Source organism: Sphingobacteriaceae bacterium GW460-11-11-14-LB5, assembly GCA_002151545.1.
In the GTDB taxonomy this organism is placed as follows: domain Bacteria; phylum Bacteroidota; class Bacteroidia; order Sphingobacteriales; family Sphingobacteriaceae; genus Pedobacter.
Map to the genome: position 1 here is coordinate 5601801 of CP021237.1, position 16472 is coordinate 5618272.

The window sequence follows — 16472 nt, forward strand, 5'->3', positions numbered from 1 at the left end:
AGGTTTTTTGTGTGCCCTGGCAGGTTTCATCGTGAATAGTTTTCTGATTTTTTATGATGACAAAGATGTTAATGTGCTGTTAACTGAATTCTGATTTAATATTAATAATAGGTTTAGTACCTGGTGGTTTTTAGGCCTGATGTTAAAATAAAAAACGGCCAATAAATTAATATTGGCCGTTTGCGTTAAACTGGTGTTAACTTATTTCTTCTCAGTGATATATTTATCGCTGAATTTTTTATCCAGCTGTTTATGTAAATTATCCAGGTTGATATCTCTCCCCTGAATAAAAGCCTGCTCCACTTTGTTGGTGCGCATATCTAAAGCATCACCAGCAGAAATAAAGAAAGTGGCGTCTTTGCCCGTCTCGATACTACCTGTGGTTTTATCTACACCCATGGCTTTGGCCGCATTTAAGGTAATGGTTGACAAGGCTTTTTCTTTATCTAAGCCCCAGGCGGTAACCGTACCCGCCATAAAAGGCAGGTTGCGTTGCTGCCAGTAACCATCAATACTCAATACCACATTTAAACCAGCGTTGGCTAATACTGCCGCGTTTTTGTAAGGCATATTAACATCATCGTCATTGTTATTGGGTAAAGCATGAGGCTGTTTCACCACCAGCGTAATATTGTTTTCTTTTAAGAAATCGATTATCAGATAAGCTTCATCCGCACCGGTGATTACTGGTGTGATGCCAAATTTCCTGGCAAAATTAACTGCCGTAACGATATCCTTCTGACTCTCCGCCGCGATGAACAATTTTTCGTTACCCGCGAATACTTTTTTCATTGCTTCGAAACGGGTATTAATTACTTCTGGTTTACCCATTTCCGAATAGGCTTTGGCTTCGGCAAAGAAGGAGGTTAGCTGTGCAATGGCCGCCTGTGTTCTTTCGGCTAAGCTTTCCGGCGATTGCTGTGGACGACCAAAACCGCCAAAGCCACCTCTAAAACGTGGGGTAACCGGCCAGGTCATGTGCATGGCATCGTCGGTTTTAAGCGCTGCATCTTCCCAGTTCCAGGCATCAAGCTGCACCACTGATGAACTGCCCGAAACTGTGCCACCCTGAGGGGTTGGTTGTGCCATTAATACGCCATTGCTGCGTAATGTTGCCGGAACCTTCGAATCGGTATTGTAAGCCACTATAGAGCGGATGTGCGAATTAAAATCGCCGATTTCCTGAAAATCCAAGGTTGCTTTAACGGCTTCAATTTCTGTTAAACCCAAATTAGTGGTTGCAGCAATAAAGCCCGGATAAATGTGTTTACCTGTGGCTACAATGCGCATAACATCATCTTGTGGTACCTGTCCGTTGGCGGTAACCGAAATAATTTTCCCGTTCCCAAAAAGGATGGTGCCGTTTTCGATCACTGTTCCGTTGCCTACGTGTACGGTTGCACCCGTAATGGCGATGGTTTTACTTTGCTTTTTAGCTGGCGAAATGTTTGCCTGCGCAAAACACATCAGGCTTGTTGCCGATAAAGCCAGACTGAATAAATATTGTTTAGTGTGCATGTTCTTTCTCGGTTAATTCTGCTGAATAGTTTTCTAAAGTTTCGCAATTGTACAGGCGTGGGGCATCACCCATTGGGCGTTGTGTACGGCTACCTTTGCTTTTACTCTCTAACATCTTTTGGATCAGACGTGCTTTTTCTGCCTGCTGCGTTTTAATTACCTGTGCATCTTTCTCGATATCCCAGTAAGCAATACCATCTACAAAAGTTTTCTCTGCCCTGGCATAAATAGAAAGTGGATTAGCGGTCCAGATCACTACATCGGCATCTTTTCCTGCTTTTAAACTGCCCACTTTATCGTCGATGTGCAGCATTTTTGCCGGATTTAAGGTTACAAACTTAAAGGCATCTTCTTCAGGCACATTACCATATAATACTGATTTACCTGCTTCCTGGTTTAAGTGACGGGCCATTTCTGCATCATCAGAGTTGAAAGCGGTAGTTACGCCAACGTTATGCATGATTTTTCCATTGTAAGGAATCGCCTCGGCCACTTCGTTTTTATATGCCCACCAATCAGAGAAGGTTGAGCCCGCAATGCCATGTGCTTTCATTTTATCGGCCACTTTGTATCCTTCTAAAATGTGCGTAAAGGTATTAATCTTGAAGCCTAAGCTATCGGCTACATGGATTAACATGTTAATTTCGCTCTGTACATAAGAGTGGCAGGTAATGAAACGTTTGTTGTTCAGAATCTCCACAATGGCATCCAATTCTAAATCTTTACGTACACTGTTCCCTTTTACCGATAAAGCTTTTTGGTATTCTTTTGCGCGGGTAAATTCATCTACAAAAGTTTGCTCAACACCCATACGGGTAACCGGGAAACGGGCACCTGTACCGAAATTACTTTGTTTCACGTTTTCACCCAGGGCAAATTTAATGAAGCCGTCAGCGCCTGCAAATTTCAATTCCTCTGGCGATTTCCCCCAGCGCAGTTTAATCAATTGCGATTGACCACCAATCGGATTGGCCGAGCCGTGCAAAATTTGTGAAGTGGTTACACCACCAGCAAGCTGGCGGTAAATGTTTACATCTTCGGAGTTGAGGATATCAGCAACGCGTACTTCAGCAGAAACCGATTGTGCACCCTCATTAATACCACCAGCACCTGCAATGTGCGAGTGCTCATCAATAATACCAGCGGTTACATGTTTGCCGGTAGCATCGATCACTTTTGCGCCGCTTGCCGACAGGTTTTTACCAACCGCTTTAATTTTTCCATTTTCTAAAAGTACATCCGCATTTTGGAGGATTCCGTCTTTTTCATTCGTCCAAACAGTTCCGTTTTTGATTAAAACCGTTTCTTGCTTTGGAAGTTCCGTGCTTCCGAAGGCTGAGAAAGGATAAATCACGGGGCCTAAAGCCAAAGTAGTTTTTGGTTCTTCTTTTTTAGGTGTTTCTTTCGCCGCTTCTTTATAGGTTGCGGTAAACTTTCCGCTAGTGCCATCGGCCAGCGCCGATTCGCCTTTTATCGTAACCGGGTTTGCCGAAGTGATGTAACCACTTAAACGAACATCACCTTTAGGGTTTTTCTTTAAATTGAAATTGATACTTACCCAATCGCCGTTTCTGGTAAAAGTGGCCGTAGTTTTTACACTATCTACACCAGTTCTTTCAATTGCAGCGGTCGATCCGCCACCTGTACCCGTAATTTTTAAGGTCAAAGCGCCAACACCATCAACATTTAGGTTATAGGTGCCACGTATATCACCCACATCCATTTTGTTTACAATGAAACGTTTGCCCTGTACCCAGTTTTCGAAAATAATGTTTCCGTTTTTGAACAGGTTATCAGAAGAGATTAAAAAGTTGGCTACTTTTCCTTTTTCCAATGAGCCTACCTTATCGCCGATGCCCAAAAGTGAGGCAGGGATTTCAGTAACCGATTGTAAAGCTTGTTTTTCGGTCAGGCCATTTTCTATCGCTGTGCGGATATTTGCCCAAAAATCGCGGCTGTTTTCTAAGCCAAATGCCGTTAGGGCAAATTTGATTCCTGCCTTTTCTAAACTTGCCGGATTGGTTGGTGCCAGTTCCCAACCCTTCATTTGCGATAAACTTACGTTTCTGGCTTCTGCAGGATCTTCCACATCATATGCCTTAGGGAAAGTTAAAGGAATAATTAAACTTGCACCCGTGGCTTTAACCTCATTTATCCGCTGGTATTCATCGCCGGTCGATTTAATGATGTATTTCTTGCCAAATTCTTTACCGATTTTATCGGCACGGAGGATATTCTGCCATCCATCTACTTCGAAAATTTGTGGAATGGTTTGCTGCTTGCCAAATTCGTCTAACGAGATATTATACTCATCTTTTTGTTTGCCGTACCATTGTGCATCATAATAGGTTTGGCGCAATAAAGCAATCGAACCCATTAACGAAGTCGGATAATCGTTTGATGATGTTCCTTTGTTGAACGAATAATTTGCTGCAGTCTGGTCCTTTAAAAATACGCTGTTATCGGTGCCTTCATTTAAAGTTACAGCTGCCGAAACACCACGCGCTATGCCATCGCGGTTAATTACGTTTACACTACCGAAGCCTACCTTACGTAGTTCATCTGCTTTTTTACTGTCGGTAGAAAAAATGTTTTTTACATAAGTTTCTGGTCGGATAGATTCGTTCCACCCGTAAGCGCCTTTTTTGGTCGATACGAAAATAGATTGTCGCTGACCTCCGAAACCACGCTGTTGTGCAGGCACTTCGCTAAGGCCATAACTGCTAAAGGCATCAATTAAAGATGGGTAAACAAATTTTCCTTTAAGATCGATTACAACATAGCCTTTAGGTACGGCTAAACCAGTACCAACACCTTGAATGGTTTGTCCTTTGATTAAGAGTGTGGCATTTGTAAGGGTTTGGTTGGCATTAACTACTATGGTTGCATTGGTAAAAGCAAACATTCCGGGTCTGGTATCAAAAGAACCGTTAACAGGAAAGGAGGTTTGCTGTGCAAACAGAAATGTAGTAGAAAATACCAGCCCAATGGCGAGTAAAATTTTCTTCATAATAAGTTTAGTGTTTAATTTGTTTAAAACTAATATAAATAAGCGTTCATTCTGCTGAATATCCTATTTTTTACAATTAATGTCTATTTTTGACTAAACATATTTGATAAAAATGTACAACATCTTAAAATCTGCGCACTCCGGATGGCGCTACATCGTATTAATTCTATTGGTTATTGCTGTAATCAATGCTTTGTCGGGCTGGTTTGGTAATAAAACTTACACAGAAGGTAACCGCAAGCTGAATGTATTTACACTGATCAGTGCACACATTCAGTTATTGATTGGTCTGGTATTGTATTTCTTGAGCCCCTTAACCAAATTGCCAATGAGCGATGCTATTGGTCGCTACTTTAAGGCTGAGCATACCGCTATGATGATTATTGCAATTATTTTAATTACGGTTGGTAATGCTAAATCGAAAAAAGTGACTGATGCTGTTGCAAAACACCGCACCATTGCCGTTTTCTTTGGATTGGCGTTGATCCTGATCATTGTTGCCATTCTGTTGATGGTTAAAGCTGTACCGGGAAGATCGTTTTTTGGGGTATCATAGGCAGAGCGCCAGGGGTATGGCGCAAAAGTGTCGTAAATGAGGATAATTTTGTGCTATAATCGACTTTGGACTATCGGCTAGCGAATTCCGACTGAATTTATTTTCATTATTATTTCCATTTTTCAAAATTCTTTATATTTTTGTTGCTCATGATCAACAATATACATACATGGCTTTGGCAAAGTAATTCGAACGAATTGCGCTGGCTGCGTATGAACAAAATATAGTTTATCAACCTAAACCTTATTAAAGAACCATTAAAGCCCGGCGTAGAACCACACGCCGGGCTTTTTATTGTTAAAAAATACGAAATGAAAACCTTAAGCCTTATAGCTTACACCATTTACCTTTATCATGTATAAAATTAATACGACTTACAAAAAAATGCTTGCCGATACCACAACGCCAGTGAGCATTTATTTACGCTTACGTGATGTGTATCCTAACAGCATCCTGTTAGAAAGTTCTGATTACCACAGTAGAGAAAACTCAATGAGTTTTGTTTGTGCCGATCCTGTTGCCGGAATTATTTTAAAAGGATCGCGACTGGAGACTTATTTCCCCGATGGCGCGGTAGAAATTACTGAAAGTAAGAACCTGATTGAAGAAATCACTGATTTTAAAGATAAATTCAGCGAAACGGAGTTACCGGAAATCAAATTTATTTCGAGTGGGCTGTTTGGCTATTTTACCTGGAATGCTGTACAACATTTTGAAGATATCAAATTTACTTCCGAAACGCCCGAAGGTGAAGAAATTCCGGAAATGCAGTACCACCTGTATCGTTATATTATTGCCATCGATCACTTCAAAAATGAAATTACCCTTTTCAAAAATACTTTCGAAGGAGAAGAAGAGGGTGGACTGGAAAAAATGGAATACCTGATCCAGAATAAAAATTATCCTGAATATAAGTTTCAACTGCGTGGGGAGGAAAGTTCCAACCTAACCGATCAGGGTTTTATGGATTTGGTAGAGAAACTGCAAAAGCATATTTACCGAGGTGATGTTTTTCAGATTGTACCTTCCAGAGCATTTAAGCAAGCCTTTTCCGGTGATGAATTTAATGTTTACCGTTGCCTGCGTTCGATAAACCCATCGCCTTATCTCTTTTATTTTGATTATGGCAATTTTAAACTGTTCGGTTCTTCACCCGAAGCGCAAATTACCATCAAAAATAATTCAGCCAATATTTTCCCAATTGCCGGGACCTTTAAACGTAGCGGAAACGACATTGAAGATGCAGAACAGGCCCGTAAATTAGAACAAGATCCCAAAGAAAGTGCAGAACATGTTATGCTGGTTGATTTGGCCAGAAACGATTTAAGCAGACACTGTAACCGCGTAGAGGTAAAATCTTTTAAAGAGGTACAATACTATTCGCACCTGATCCACCTGGTAAGTAAGGTGAGCGGTCATTTGCAGGAAAACGTTAGTGCTTTTAAAGTTGTTGCCGATACTTATCCGGCAGGTACCCTAAGTGGTGCGCCAAAATACAAGGCCATGCAGCTGATTGATGAAAATGAAAAACTGGGCAGGAATTTTTATGCCGGTGCAATTGGCTTTATGGGTTTCAACGAAGATTTTAACCATGCCATTATGATCAGGACTTTTATGAGCAAGAATAACGAACTGCATTATCGTGCAGGTGCAGGTATTGTGGCCGATTCTGTTCCTGAAACCGAAATGCAGGAGGTGAACAATAAAATTGCCGCATTGCGTAAAGCGGTGCAAATGGCAGAGGGGATTTAGGTGAGGTATAAAATGGATGATATGAGATGGAAAATGTAAATAAAGATATAATGGAAGATATAAATAAGAAAACTGTCCTGGTAATTGATAACTACGATAGTTTTACCTATAATTTGGTGCATTTAATTAACGAAGTAGGCTACGAAGCGGAAGTTTGGAGAAACGATAAATTCGACCTGGCTGATGTAGAAAAGTATGATAAAATTTTACTTTCTCCAGGTCCGGGTATTCCGGAAGAGGCCGGATTGTTATTGGATGTAATCAGAACATATGCGCCAACAAAGAGTATTTTTGGCGTGTGTTTAGGTCAGCAGGCCATTGCTGAAGTGTTTGGCGGCACTTTATTAAACTTAGGCAGACCCATGCACGGCATTGCAACACCAGTAACTGTTGTAGATGGCGATGAACCTTTGTTCTGGGAATGTCCGCAAACCATAAATGTTGGCCGCTATCATAGTTGGGTGGTGAGTAAAGATAACTTCCCATCGTGTTTAAAAATTACAGCAAGAGATCATAAAAGTGAAATTATGGCATTAAGACACGAAACTTTAGATGTTCGTGGTGTACAGTTTCACCCTGAAAGTGTATTAACGGAGTATGGAAAGCAGATGATGGAGAATTGGTTAAGTAGTAGTACAACTGTATAAAATAAATTCATCCGGTCGTCATCCTGAGCTTGATTCAGGATCTACTGGGATTAGTTAATGATTAGATGAGGCTGTATCATAAATATAGGCATTGTCATCCTGAGCCTGTCGAAGGGCCTGTTTAGATGCTCGCAAAGCATTTCGACCACTCGTCCCGATTCTTCGGAAAGCTCAACGTGACAAGTTCGAATGGAATCACAACTTATGGTACAAACTCATGACGGATTAGTAAAATGAACATATTAGATAAAATCGTATTACGTAAAAAGGAAGAAGTTGCAGCTGCTAAAGCTTTGGTTTCTGTTCAGGATTTAGAAAATTCGGTGCATTTTAAAAGAGCACCATATTCTTTTAAAGAATTTTTATTGGCAGCAGACCGCACCGGGATTATTGCCGAGTTTAAGCGCCGCTCACCATCCAAAGGTTTAATTAATGGTGTTGCTGATGTTGCCGAGGTAACACAGGCTTATAACGCCGCGGGTGCATCTGCGCTTTCGGTTTTAACCGATGTGGATTTTTTTGGTGGTAAAACCGATGATATTCTGGCCGCGAGGGCTGCCAACCATATTCCAATCTTAAGAAAGGATTTTATGATTGACACGTATCAGATCCTGGAAGCAAAAGCCTGGGGTGCTGATATTATTTTGTTGATTGCGTCCATATTAACCCCTCAGCAGATTAACGATTTCGGGAAGTTTGCAAAAGATTTAGGATTAAATGTGCTGTTAGAAGTGCATAACCTGGAAGAGCTGGAGCGAAGCATCTGCCCGAACCTGGATGCTATTGGGGTAAACAATAGAAACCTTGGCGATTTTACAGTAGATATCCAGACTTCGTTCGATTTAGTGAATAAAATCCCAAATGAATTTTTAAAGATTTCGGAAAGTGCGATTAGCAATACACAAACGATTAAAGATCTAAAAGCCGCAGGTTTTAACGGGTTTTTAATTGGCGAAAATTTTATGAAGACTGATGATCCCGGTGTTGCAATAAAGGAATTTGTAGCGCAGATATAGCTGTTTGTTTCGTATTTAGTCTTTCAGCTAAGGGCTTCAGTCTGCTGTTAAATAAACCTGATAAAGCGAAAAACCCACAGCGAGGTAGGAGCGAGGATTTGAAGCGATAGCAGGACTTTTGTAACCGAAACGCACAGAACCCTGTTTTCCTAAAAATATTTTGACCACCTAAGCCACCTGAGCGCATCCAAGTGTTACGATTGGTCATATTGCCATCAGTTTATGTTTTTACAGCAATGATGGCGCTTTTTGCTGTGGGGCTTTTAAAACTTTTATTGCATCCACATGGTTTGTTAATGGATTTACACGTTGGCAAATTCGTATATTTGCCTTAATTACATGGGAAAACAAAAATTTTATGATACTGCCATTGTGCAGGAGCGGGCAATTTTAGTTGGAGTGGTTACACCTGGCGAAAAAGAAGCCCAAACAAAAGAATATTTAGATGAGCTGGCCTTTTTGGTAGATACAGCTGGGGGGAAGGTAGAAAAGGTTTTTACACAGAAAATGCTGAAACCAGAGCGTGCTACATTTGTGGGTACCGGAAAACTGGAAGAGATAAAAGCTTATGTGAAATCGGAAGAAATTGATGTGGTGGTTTTCGATGATGAATTGTCGCCATCGCAACTGCGTAACATTGATCGTGAGCTTGGCGTTAAAGTTTTAGATCGAAGCAATCTGATCCTCGATATTTTTGCCAACAGGGCCCAAACTGCACAGGCAAAAACACAGGTAGAACTGGCACAATTGCAATATGTTTTACCCCGCCTAACGGGTATGTGGACGCACTTGGAACGCCAGAAAGGTGGTATCGGGATGCGTGGTCCGGGTGAAACGCAGATAGAAAGTGACAGGCGTATTATTTTAAATAAAATCTCTTTGTTAAAAGAGCGTTTAAGAAATATAGACCGGCAGAACGAAACGCAGCGTAAAAACCGTGGACAGTTGATTCGCGTAGCTTTGGTAGGTTATACCAACGTGGGTAAATCGACCATCATGAATATGCTGTCGAAATCGGAAGTGTTTGCAGAAAATAAATTGTTTGCAACTCTGGATACGACCGTGCGTAAGGTGGTGATTGAAAATTTGCCTTTCTTGCTTTCTGATACGGTAGGATTTATCCGCAAATTGCCTCACCATTTGGTAGAATGTTTTAAATCTACCTTAGATGAAGTGCGTGAAGCAGATTTACTGATCCATGTGGTTGATGTTTCGCATCCTAACTTCGAAGATCAGATTAACACGGTTAACGAAACGTTGAAAGATATTGGCGCAATTGATAAGGACATGATTTTAGTTTTTAATAAAATTGATGCTTATGTTTCGCCAGAGGTTGATGATGAAGAGGATGATGGTAAGCTGACTTTAGAAGACTTTAAGAAAAGCTGGATGAGCCATGATAAAGTACCTGTATTGTTTATATCGGCTACAGAAAAGGAAAACTTAGAAGAGTTTAAAACATTATTGTACGATAAGGTTAAAGCTGCACATGTAGCGAGATACCCGTATGATAGTAATTTGTTATATTAGATTAAATTTCGTCATTGCGATACGAAAAATAAACCTTACAGATTTTTAAACGTAAACCACAGTTTGATTAATTAAATTCCTATTAGATTGTTCTAGATGTTTTTAAGCTAGAATCGTCACCCTGAATTTATTTCAGGGTCTATTTGCAAGAGAGATGCTGAAATGAATTCAGCATGACGATCGCCCTAGGAGAATATAATCGAGCTCAGGTTGTGAGGTTTCAAAAGATTTTACATTTTAAAATATTTATTATTAATACCATTTAATATTAGCAGATTATTCATGGTCTGATTATTGGTAATTGATAATTTTAAAACCTTATCAATTTAATTTTAGGCCCTGCAGGGTCTGATAATTGATTATTGGTAATTGATAATTATAACATTATGGAAAGTAAACGTCAGCAGAAATTTGCAGGAGTATTACAAGAGGAGTTAGCACAGGTTTTTCAGCGTGAAGGTGCTGCATTTTTGCCTAATACATTGGTAACCATTACCCGCGTTCGGGTTTCGCCGGATTTGGCAGTGGCTAAAGTTTACCTGAGCTTTTTTAATACCAATAATACCACACTTTCTATCAATACGGTTAATGCACATTCGGGCGAGATCAGATATAAACTGGGCAGCAGAATCCGCCATCAGGTTAGGGTTGTGCCAGAACTTACTTTCTTCGTAGATGACACCAACGAATATGTAGAGCGTATGGACCATCTATTCGATAAGATTGCAAAAGAACCCAGACAAAAAGACGAAGACAGCGAATAATCCTTGTGAGGAAGCTAAGGGAACCCGTAAATTTCTTCACTCATTTCATACCGGCATTAATTGCGATTCCGGCAGGCTATATATTGCTTCAAAAATGCAATACACCTATTGAATATACGGCAGCCTGGATTTATAGCATTGGCACTTTTATCCTGTTTGGCGTAAGTGCCATGTATCATGGCTATCCGGCTACTGATTATGGCGTGCGTTTTTGGCAAAAATTCGATCATTGCTGCATTTATCTGATGATAGCAGGCTCTTACACGCCAACAGCCTTGCTGGTTTTTGATGGCTGGCTAAGGTGGAGTTTATTTGCTATCGTATGGATTATCGCTATGGTAGGTTGTCTGCTTAAAATCTTTAACCGATTAAAGAGCACTGCTATTTCTTTATCGATTTATATTTTAATGGGTTGTTTGATCGTGCCTTTGCTACGAAAAATGCTCGGTACACTACCTGTTGGTGCAATTTTCTGGTTGCTGTTCGGTGGCATTTTTTACATTGCCGGAACCTATTATTATGCAAAGGATAAACAAATGTTTAGGTGGATGCACAGTCATGAGCTTTGGCACTTGTTTGTAATCGGCGGAGCCTTATCTCATTATATTTATAATCTCGTTTATATTTTTAAATAGGTGATTAATGCAAACTTTCGAGCAGCTTATCCGGTCAAATGCTTCGTCGATCCATAGGGTGGTTGATTTTGATGTAAAACGAGACCAGCTTTTAGCTTTAGATTTTACAGCGGCCAATACCAAGTTAATGGATGAAATTTTGGATAATACCGATTTGTTTTCGGCCTGGGTAAATGAAAAATTGGCGGATAATAATGCCCGTTACGGAATTGGTGGCTATGATGAACACCGTACCATATATTCGAGAAGTGCTCATTTTGATGCCGCCGAAGAGCCCCGCAGATTACATTTAGGAGTAGATATTTGGGGTCCGGTTGGAACACCAATCTACAATTTTTACAACGCCACCGTTCAGAGCTTCGCCAATAACGATAACTTTGGCGATTACGGCGCAACCATTATCCTGGCTTATGAAATAGATGGATTTAAGTTTAATGCGTTATACGGGCATTTAAGCCTGGCTTCGTTAAATGGGCTTAAAGAAGGTGAATTTGTTCCTGCCGGGGCTAAAATTGCAACGTTAGGCCCAAAAGAAGAGAATGGTTACTGGCCGCCACACCTTCATTTCCAATTGATCAAAAATATGGAAGGATTAAAAGGGGATTACCCGGGTGTTTGTAAATTTAGCGAAAGGGAAAAATACCTGGCAAACTGCCCCGACCCGAACTTAATTTTGGAGGCTACGTTTTTTTAACCGCAAGGAATACGAACTCACTTATAAGAGTTCAATTAATAATATTTTCTTTGAGAAACATCCTTAAAATATTTAATCCTTGTGTCGCCCCCTTCGATTCATCTGAGGGGCTTGCAGCAGGAAAGATGCTGAAATAAATTCAGCATGACGACCGCATTAGTTCCGTGGCAAAAAAACTCCTTCTTCCTCTGCGAAAAACTTTGTGTTCTTTGCGGTTAAACCTGAATAAACCGTAAATTAGTATGATGAAAAATCTGTTCACCTTTTGTTTGCTTTTCTGCTGTTCACTGGCCATGGGCCAGGTTCAGTTTAAATCGGGTAAAAGTGGTTTTACAAACTTTTTAAGAGAGAATACGATTTATCCCCAGTTTTCGAAAGATAATTGTATCCAGGGAACAGTAAGTGTGAGTTTTAAGCTCGATGTCCAGGGTAAGGTTTACTTTTCGAGAATTAGTAAAGGAATTTTGTCTGAGCTGGATGAAGAAGCCCTGCGGTTGGTGCGTTTAAGCAGCGGTAAATGGCAGGTTCCGGCTGGTTACGATACCACAGTTTCGATTGTAGCTCCGGTTAATTTTAAACTTTCGGGCTACAATTGCGAAGGAAAATCGAGTGAAGATATTCAAGAAGCCATCCGTACCTATCTGGCTGAAGAAGGTTTGACCAATTCTGTCATTAATTTTTATAAAAATATCGATCAGGCAAAACCCGGGCAAGAGGCTCAAATTATTGCCATTAAAAACCAGCTGGGCATTGATGATGAATATCTGGACGACCGGGTAAAAATGGGCCTGAAAAAAATAAAACAGGGCGATAAACAAGGAGCCTGCGAGGATTTCTTATTTGTTAAATATATGGGGAGTAAAATGGCTGATGATTATTTAGCAAAGTATTGTAAGTAAATGAAAAACACCAGCAGATTTTTTGCCTTATTGGATATCCTCAGCATTGTATTACTTGCTAAACAGTTTTGGCAGATTTTAACACACCTGAACGAAATCCCCGATCAGATACTTTCGCAGGCCAAGGTTGTTTTATTGCTGCCCTTATTTGTGTCTCTCTTCGTATCGGCAACAGGTTTAATCTTATTTAAAAAATTCGGTTTTATCACCTATTACATTCAGTTTCCATTCCGTTTGGTGGTATGGGTATTTTCTATCGGTTTTATTACTTATTTACCGGAAATATTAAACCTCGGCGAACGGTGGTTTGATATTTTGTTCCGTATCTGTTTTATTGCCGAATTCTTCAGGTTGTATTTTACCATTAGAATTCACCGCTCATCACCCGGTGGCTATCGGGTCTGATACCTCAGGTAAAACCACGGTTATGGCAGCAGGAAGAATTTTTGCTTCAACCGTATTCACCCTGCCAATGTATTCTCCATCAACCTGGAAGTGTGCTTTGTGTTTCGAAGAAATTTTGACTTCAGCAGTTTGAAAAACCTCTATTTTTTTAGGATTGAAAGGCAGTTTGGTGATCCATATTTTTAATATCTCGAGGTAAGAGTAATCTTTTACCAAAACCACTTCAAAGAGATTATCGTCTAACTTTCCATCAGGGTTTATTTTTAAGCCAGAACCATACATGGTTGCATTGGCTATGGCCACCATGGCTGCTTTAGAAGTAACGGTTTCATCTTTAAGCTTCAATTGTACTTCCATTCTGCTATGGTTCCAAAGGGCATGCCAGGTGGCTTTTGCATAGCCCCACATCCCGCGTTGAGGCAGGCTATCAAATTTCTTTACCAGGTAAGCATTAAAACCTAAATCGGATAAATGGATACAGATTTCATCGTTAAGTTTAACCACATGGATTTTTTGTAAACGGCCTTTATCCAAAATGGCTAAAGCCAGTTCAATATCAGTTGGTATGCCTAATTCTTTCGCCATCCCATTGGCCGAGCCGGCAGGGATAATGCCAATAGGGGTTTCGGTGTGCAGTAAACATTCGGCCACCAGTTTTAAGGTCCCGTCGCCACCAACGGCCACTACACGATCTGCTTTTGCACTTTTAATCCGCGCCTTTATCTTTTCTAAAGAGCAGTCTTCTGGTAATTCAAAAAGATCGATCTCCGTATTTTTTGCATCGAAATGGGTAGAAATTACTTCCTTCAAGTTAATGTCATGACTGCCTGAGCCTGGGTTGATGATGAATAATAATTTCATTTGGCTATCTTAAGTGTACATCACAAACAACTTTTAATAAACTCTGTTTTAATATTGATGAATAAATCTGTAAGCGTTAAAGTATACCATGGCTATGGCCACGCACATAATTTGGTTGTTTATGGTCATGTTTTTAAACGCAAGGCAAAAACACAGCAGGTTTATAGCAACAATCTCTTTGTTAATATTGCACATCTTTTAAAGCTTTTCATCTTAAAACCCTATGCTTTTGTAGAGGTACGTTTGCAATTTTTCGACCAGACGATTTACAATAAAACCGAAGGAGATGGCTTTTTTAAATTCGAATGGAAGGCCGAAAACGATGTGCCTGCGGGCTGGCATTTTGTTAACGTGCAAGCCATTGGTAAAGACGGGACGGTTTTAAGTGAAGGAGAAGGCAGGGTATATGTACCACACATTACGCAGTATGCCTTTATTTCTGATGTGGATGATACCGTAATGATTTCTCATTCGGCAACTATTGGGCGGCGGTTAAGGGAGCTGTTTATCAAAAATCCGCATACACGTAAAACTTTTCCAGAGGCAGCCAGTCACTATCAGCAATTGGCCCTGTCGCACACCGAAGTAAATCAGCCCAATCCCTTTTTTTATGTAAGCAGCAGCGAATGGAACCTTTACGATTATCTGGTCGAGACTTTCAGATTCAATAAACTGCCGGAAGGTGCTTTCCTTTTAAATACATTAAAACGATGGAAGGATTTAGTTAGAACAGGTAAAACAGGGCATGAAGGTAAATTATTGAGGGTAATGCGGATTTTAGACGTTTTCCCCAATCAGAAGTTTGTTTTCTTTGGAGATAACTCCCAGCAGGACCCCGAAATTTATTCAACTATAGTGGAGAAGTATCCAAAAAATATCGAAGCGGTATACATCCGTAATATTCGGCCAGAGAAAGAAGCAAAAACAAGACAATTGCTTAAAATGGTCGAAGAGAGAGGGGTGAAGGCATGTTTATTTAATTATAGTGAAGAAGCGATCGAACATTCTAAATTTATAGGCTTGATCCAATAATTTGGAGCGCAGTTGTTGTGCTCATCGGTTTCAACAGTCCCGCTTTCTTTCCTGCCCCGATGAAGTATCGTGGGCATCCATTCAATCGGGGCTAGGTATAGCGTTTTTTGCTAATGGAAACAGGCCACAGTTCAATAAACCCGACAGCAGCGGGCATCCCGATTTTGCCATCGGGATAAAGCGAATGGCGGGACTTTCGGATCCGATAAACATAGAACCCTGCTTTTCAAAAAAATGTATACAGATTTTGCTTCGCAGCCCCTTCGGGTTCTTCACTGCGGTCGAAATGACGGAACGATATAGATTATCCAAATCAAGAAATCGACTTCCCGAACGGGGTGAAAGCCAAATTCATTAACTTAAAATGCTGGCGCCCGAATGGAATACCCACAATGGTAATGCAAAGCAGGATACCAAAAAATAAATGGGTCAATGCAATCCAGAAACCACCACATAAAATCCAGATCAGGTTCATAATGGTAGACAGGCAGCCTGTATTTGATGAAGTATCGGTGATTTTAACCCCAAACGGAGCAAGGCCTACAATGGCGAATTTAAAACATTGGATACCAAAAGGAATACCCACAATGGTTAGGCAAAGGATTAGCCCCCCGATAATGTATTCAAAGAAAATAAAGATACCGCCAAAAATAATCCAGATAATATTGCCTAAAAAGTTCATTATATTTTTTAAAGGTTAAGATTTAATATTGGGTATTTTGTTACAGTTTATTCATGCATTCTACTTGTATTCTTTGTAATTTAGAATTACACACAAAAGAAACACAACATGAAAAAATTAATTCTTGCAGCGGCAATTGTCGCGTGCTTTGGGCTGTCTAATGCCAAAGGACAAAATGTAAACGGCTTTAAATTAAGCGACATCAAGGTAGAATACATTGAGGTAAAACCGATTTACAACGGTGGCGATACCTATATTGCCAGAATAGATTATGGACAAAAATTCAAAAGAAATAAAGAATTGAACGTAAGAGACGACGATGGAAATGATTTACTTTTCAATTCTCAGATGGATTGCCTCAATAAACTGAAAAGATATGGTTATGAACTTTTTAATACCTATACCGATCAGATTGATAAGGACAGCAGCAGGCCTGTGTATGTATTGAAAAGGAAATAAATAAAAAAGAAG

The 16472-nt window shown here is 40.2% G+C and carries 16 protein-coding genes; 12 read left to right on the forward strand and 4 right to left on the reverse strand.

Features of this window, described 5'->3' with window-relative positions:
* Window positions 1-201 precede the first annotated feature (201 nt).
* Entirely contained in the window at window positions 202-1518 is a 1317-nt protein-coding gene (locus CA265_22875) for an amidohydrolase (GenBank protein ID ARS42346.1), read from the reverse strand.
* Complete coding sequence (locus CA265_22880) at window positions 1508-4528, reverse strand: amidohydrolase (protein ID ARS42347.1); 3021 nt, start codon at window positions 4526-4528, stop codon at window positions 1508-1510. Before CA265_22880 ends, CA265_22875 begins: the two co-directional genes overlap by 11 nt.
* A gap of 112 nt (window positions 4529-4640) precedes the next feature.
* Between CA265_22880 and CA265_22885 the strand changes: the two genes are divergently transcribed.
* From CA265_22885 to CA265_22930, 10 genes are all read left to right on the forward strand, one after another.
* Window positions 4641-5084 (forward strand): cytochrome B, encoded by a 444-nt coding sequence (locus CA265_22885; protein ID ARS42348.1) that lies wholly within the window; start codon window positions 4641-4643, stop codon window positions 5082-5084.
* Between the two features lie 351 nt (window positions 5085-5435).
* Entirely contained in the window at window positions 5436-6836 is a 1401-nt protein-coding gene (locus CA265_22890; GenBank protein ID ARS42349.1) for an anthranilate synthase component I, read from the forward strand.
* Between the two features lie 50 nt (window positions 6837-6886).
* Complete coding sequence (locus tag CA265_22895) at window positions 6887-7483, forward strand: aminodeoxychorismate/anthranilate synthase component II (protein ARS43103.1); 597 nt, start codon at window positions 6887-6889, stop codon at window positions 7481-7483.
* A gap of 233 nt (window positions 7484-7716) precedes the next feature.
* Window positions 7717-8499, forward strand: coding sequence for an indole-3-glycerol phosphate synthase (locus CA265_22900; GenBank protein ID ARS42350.1), 783 nt, complete (start codon window positions 7717-7719; stop codon window positions 8497-8499).
* 339 nt (window positions 8500-8838) lie between these two features.
* Entirely contained in the window at window positions 8839-10029 is a 1191-nt protein-coding gene (locus tag CA265_22905) for a GTPase HflX (GenBank protein ARS42351.1), read from the forward strand.
* Window positions 10030-10415: 386 nt separating this feature from the next.
* The gene (locus CA265_22910) at window positions 10416-10793 is read left to right on the forward strand and encodes a ribosome-binding factor A (protein ID ARS43104.1); all 378 of its coding nucleotides are present in this window, start codon (window positions 10416-10418) and stop codon (window positions 10791-10793) included.
* Complete coding sequence (locus CA265_22915; protein ID ARS42352.1) at window positions 10790-11428, forward strand: hypothetical protein; 639 nt, start codon at window positions 10790-10792, stop codon at window positions 11426-11428. Before CA265_22910 ends, CA265_22915 begins: the two co-directional genes overlap by 4 nt.
* A 7-nt stretch (window positions 11429-11435) precedes the next feature.
* Window positions 11436-12122 carry a peptidase M23 gene (locus CA265_22920; GenBank protein ARS42353.1) on the forward strand — a complete coding sequence of 229 codons (687 nt, stop codon included), beginning with the start codon at window positions 11436-11438 and terminating at the stop codon, window positions 12120-12122.
* A 245-nt stretch (window positions 12123-12367) separates the two neighbouring features.
* Complete coding sequence (locus CA265_22925; GenBank protein ARS42354.1) at window positions 12368-13021, forward strand: energy transducer TonB; 654 nt, start codon at window positions 12368-12370, stop codon at window positions 13019-13021.
* A complete protein-coding gene (locus tag CA265_22930) occupies window positions 13022-13426 on the forward strand; it encodes a hypothetical protein (GenBank protein ARS42355.1) in 405 nt (134 codons plus the stop codon).
* Here CA265_22930 and CA265_22935 read toward each other — a convergent pair.
* The gene (locus tag CA265_22935) at window positions 13403-14287 is read right to left on the reverse strand and encodes a diacylglycerol kinase (GenBank protein ID ARS42356.1); all 885 of its coding nucleotides are present in this window, start codon (window positions 14285-14287) and stop codon (window positions 13403-13405) included. The two genes, CA265_22930 and CA265_22935, sit on opposite strands and share 24 nt — an antisense overlap.
* 57 nt (window positions 14288-14344) lie before the next feature.
* Between CA265_22935 and CA265_22940 the strand changes: the two genes are divergently transcribed.
* Entirely contained in the window at window positions 14345-15319 is a 975-nt protein-coding gene (locus tag CA265_22940; protein ID ARS42357.1) for a hypothetical protein, read from the forward strand.
* A gap of 313 nt (window positions 15320-15632) precedes the next feature.
* On the opposite strand, the gene CA265_22945 is transcribed toward CA265_22940, so the two are convergent.
* Window positions 15633-16001 carry a hypothetical protein gene (locus CA265_22945; GenBank protein ARS42358.1) on the reverse strand — a complete coding sequence of 123 codons (369 nt, stop codon included), beginning with the start codon at window positions 15999-16001 and terminating at the stop codon, window positions 15633-15635.
* 108 nt (window positions 16002-16109) lie between these two features.
* Here CA265_22945 and CA265_22950 point away from each other — a divergent pair, with 108 nt between their 5' ends.
* A complete protein-coding gene (locus CA265_22950; protein ARS42359.1) occupies window positions 16110-16460 on the forward strand; it encodes a hypothetical protein in 351 nt (116 codons plus the stop codon).
* The last annotated feature ends 12 nt before the right edge of the window (window positions 16461-16472 follow it).

Excerpts from the sequence above, each read along its gene's own strand:
- CA265_22875 (ARS42346.1), bottom strand. The coding sequence starts at position 1,518 with ATGCACACTAAACAATATTTATTCAGTCTGGCTTTATCGGCAACAAGC.
- CA265_22880 (ARS42347.1), bottom strand. The coding sequence starts at position 4,528 with ATGAAGAAAATTTTACTCGCCATTGGGCTGGTATTTTCTACTACATTT.
- CA265_22885 (ARS42348.1), top strand. The coding sequence starts at position 4,641 with ATGTACAACATCTTAAAATCTGCGCACTCCGGATGGCGCTACATCGTA.
- CA265_22895 (ARS43103.1), top strand. The coding sequence starts at position 6,887 with ATGGAAGATATAAATAAGAAAACTGTCCTGGTAATTGATAACTACGAT.
- CA265_22900 (ARS42350.1), top strand. The coding sequence starts at position 7,717 with ATGAACATATTAGATAAAATCGTATTACGTAAAAAGGAAGAAGTTGCA.
- CA265_22905 (ARS42351.1), top strand. The coding sequence starts at position 8,839 with ATGGGAAAACAAAAATTTTATGATACTGCCATTGTGCAGGAGCGGGCA.
- CA265_22910 (ARS43104.1), top strand. The coding sequence starts at position 10,416 with ATGGAAAGTAAACGTCAGCAGAAATTTGCAGGAGTATTACAAGAGGAG.
- CA265_22920 (ARS42353.1), top strand. The coding sequence starts at position 11,436 with ATGCAAACTTTCGAGCAGCTTATCCGGTCAAATGCTTCGTCGATCCAT.
- CA265_22925 (ARS42354.1), top strand. The coding sequence starts at position 12,368 with ATGAAAAATCTGTTCACCTTTTGTTTGCTTTTCTGCTGTTCACTGGCC.
- CA265_22930 (ARS42355.1), top strand. The coding sequence starts at position 13,022 with ATGAAAAACACCAGCAGATTTTTTGCCTTATTGGATATCCTCAGCATT.
- CA265_22935 (ARS42356.1), bottom strand. The coding sequence starts at position 14,287 with ATGAAATTATTATTCATCATCAACCCAGGCTCAGGCAGTCATGACATT.
- CA265_22940 (ARS42357.1), top strand. The coding sequence starts at position 14,345 with ATGAATAAATCTGTAAGCGTTAAAGTATACCATGGCTATGGCCACGCA.
- CA265_22945 (ARS42358.1), bottom strand. The coding sequence starts at position 16,001 with ATGAACTTTTTAGGCAATATTATCTGGATTATTTTTGGCGGTATCTTT.
- CA265_22950 (ARS42359.1), top strand. The coding sequence starts at position 16,110 with ATGAAAAAATTAATTCTTGCAGCGGCAATTGTCGCGTGCTTTGGGCTG.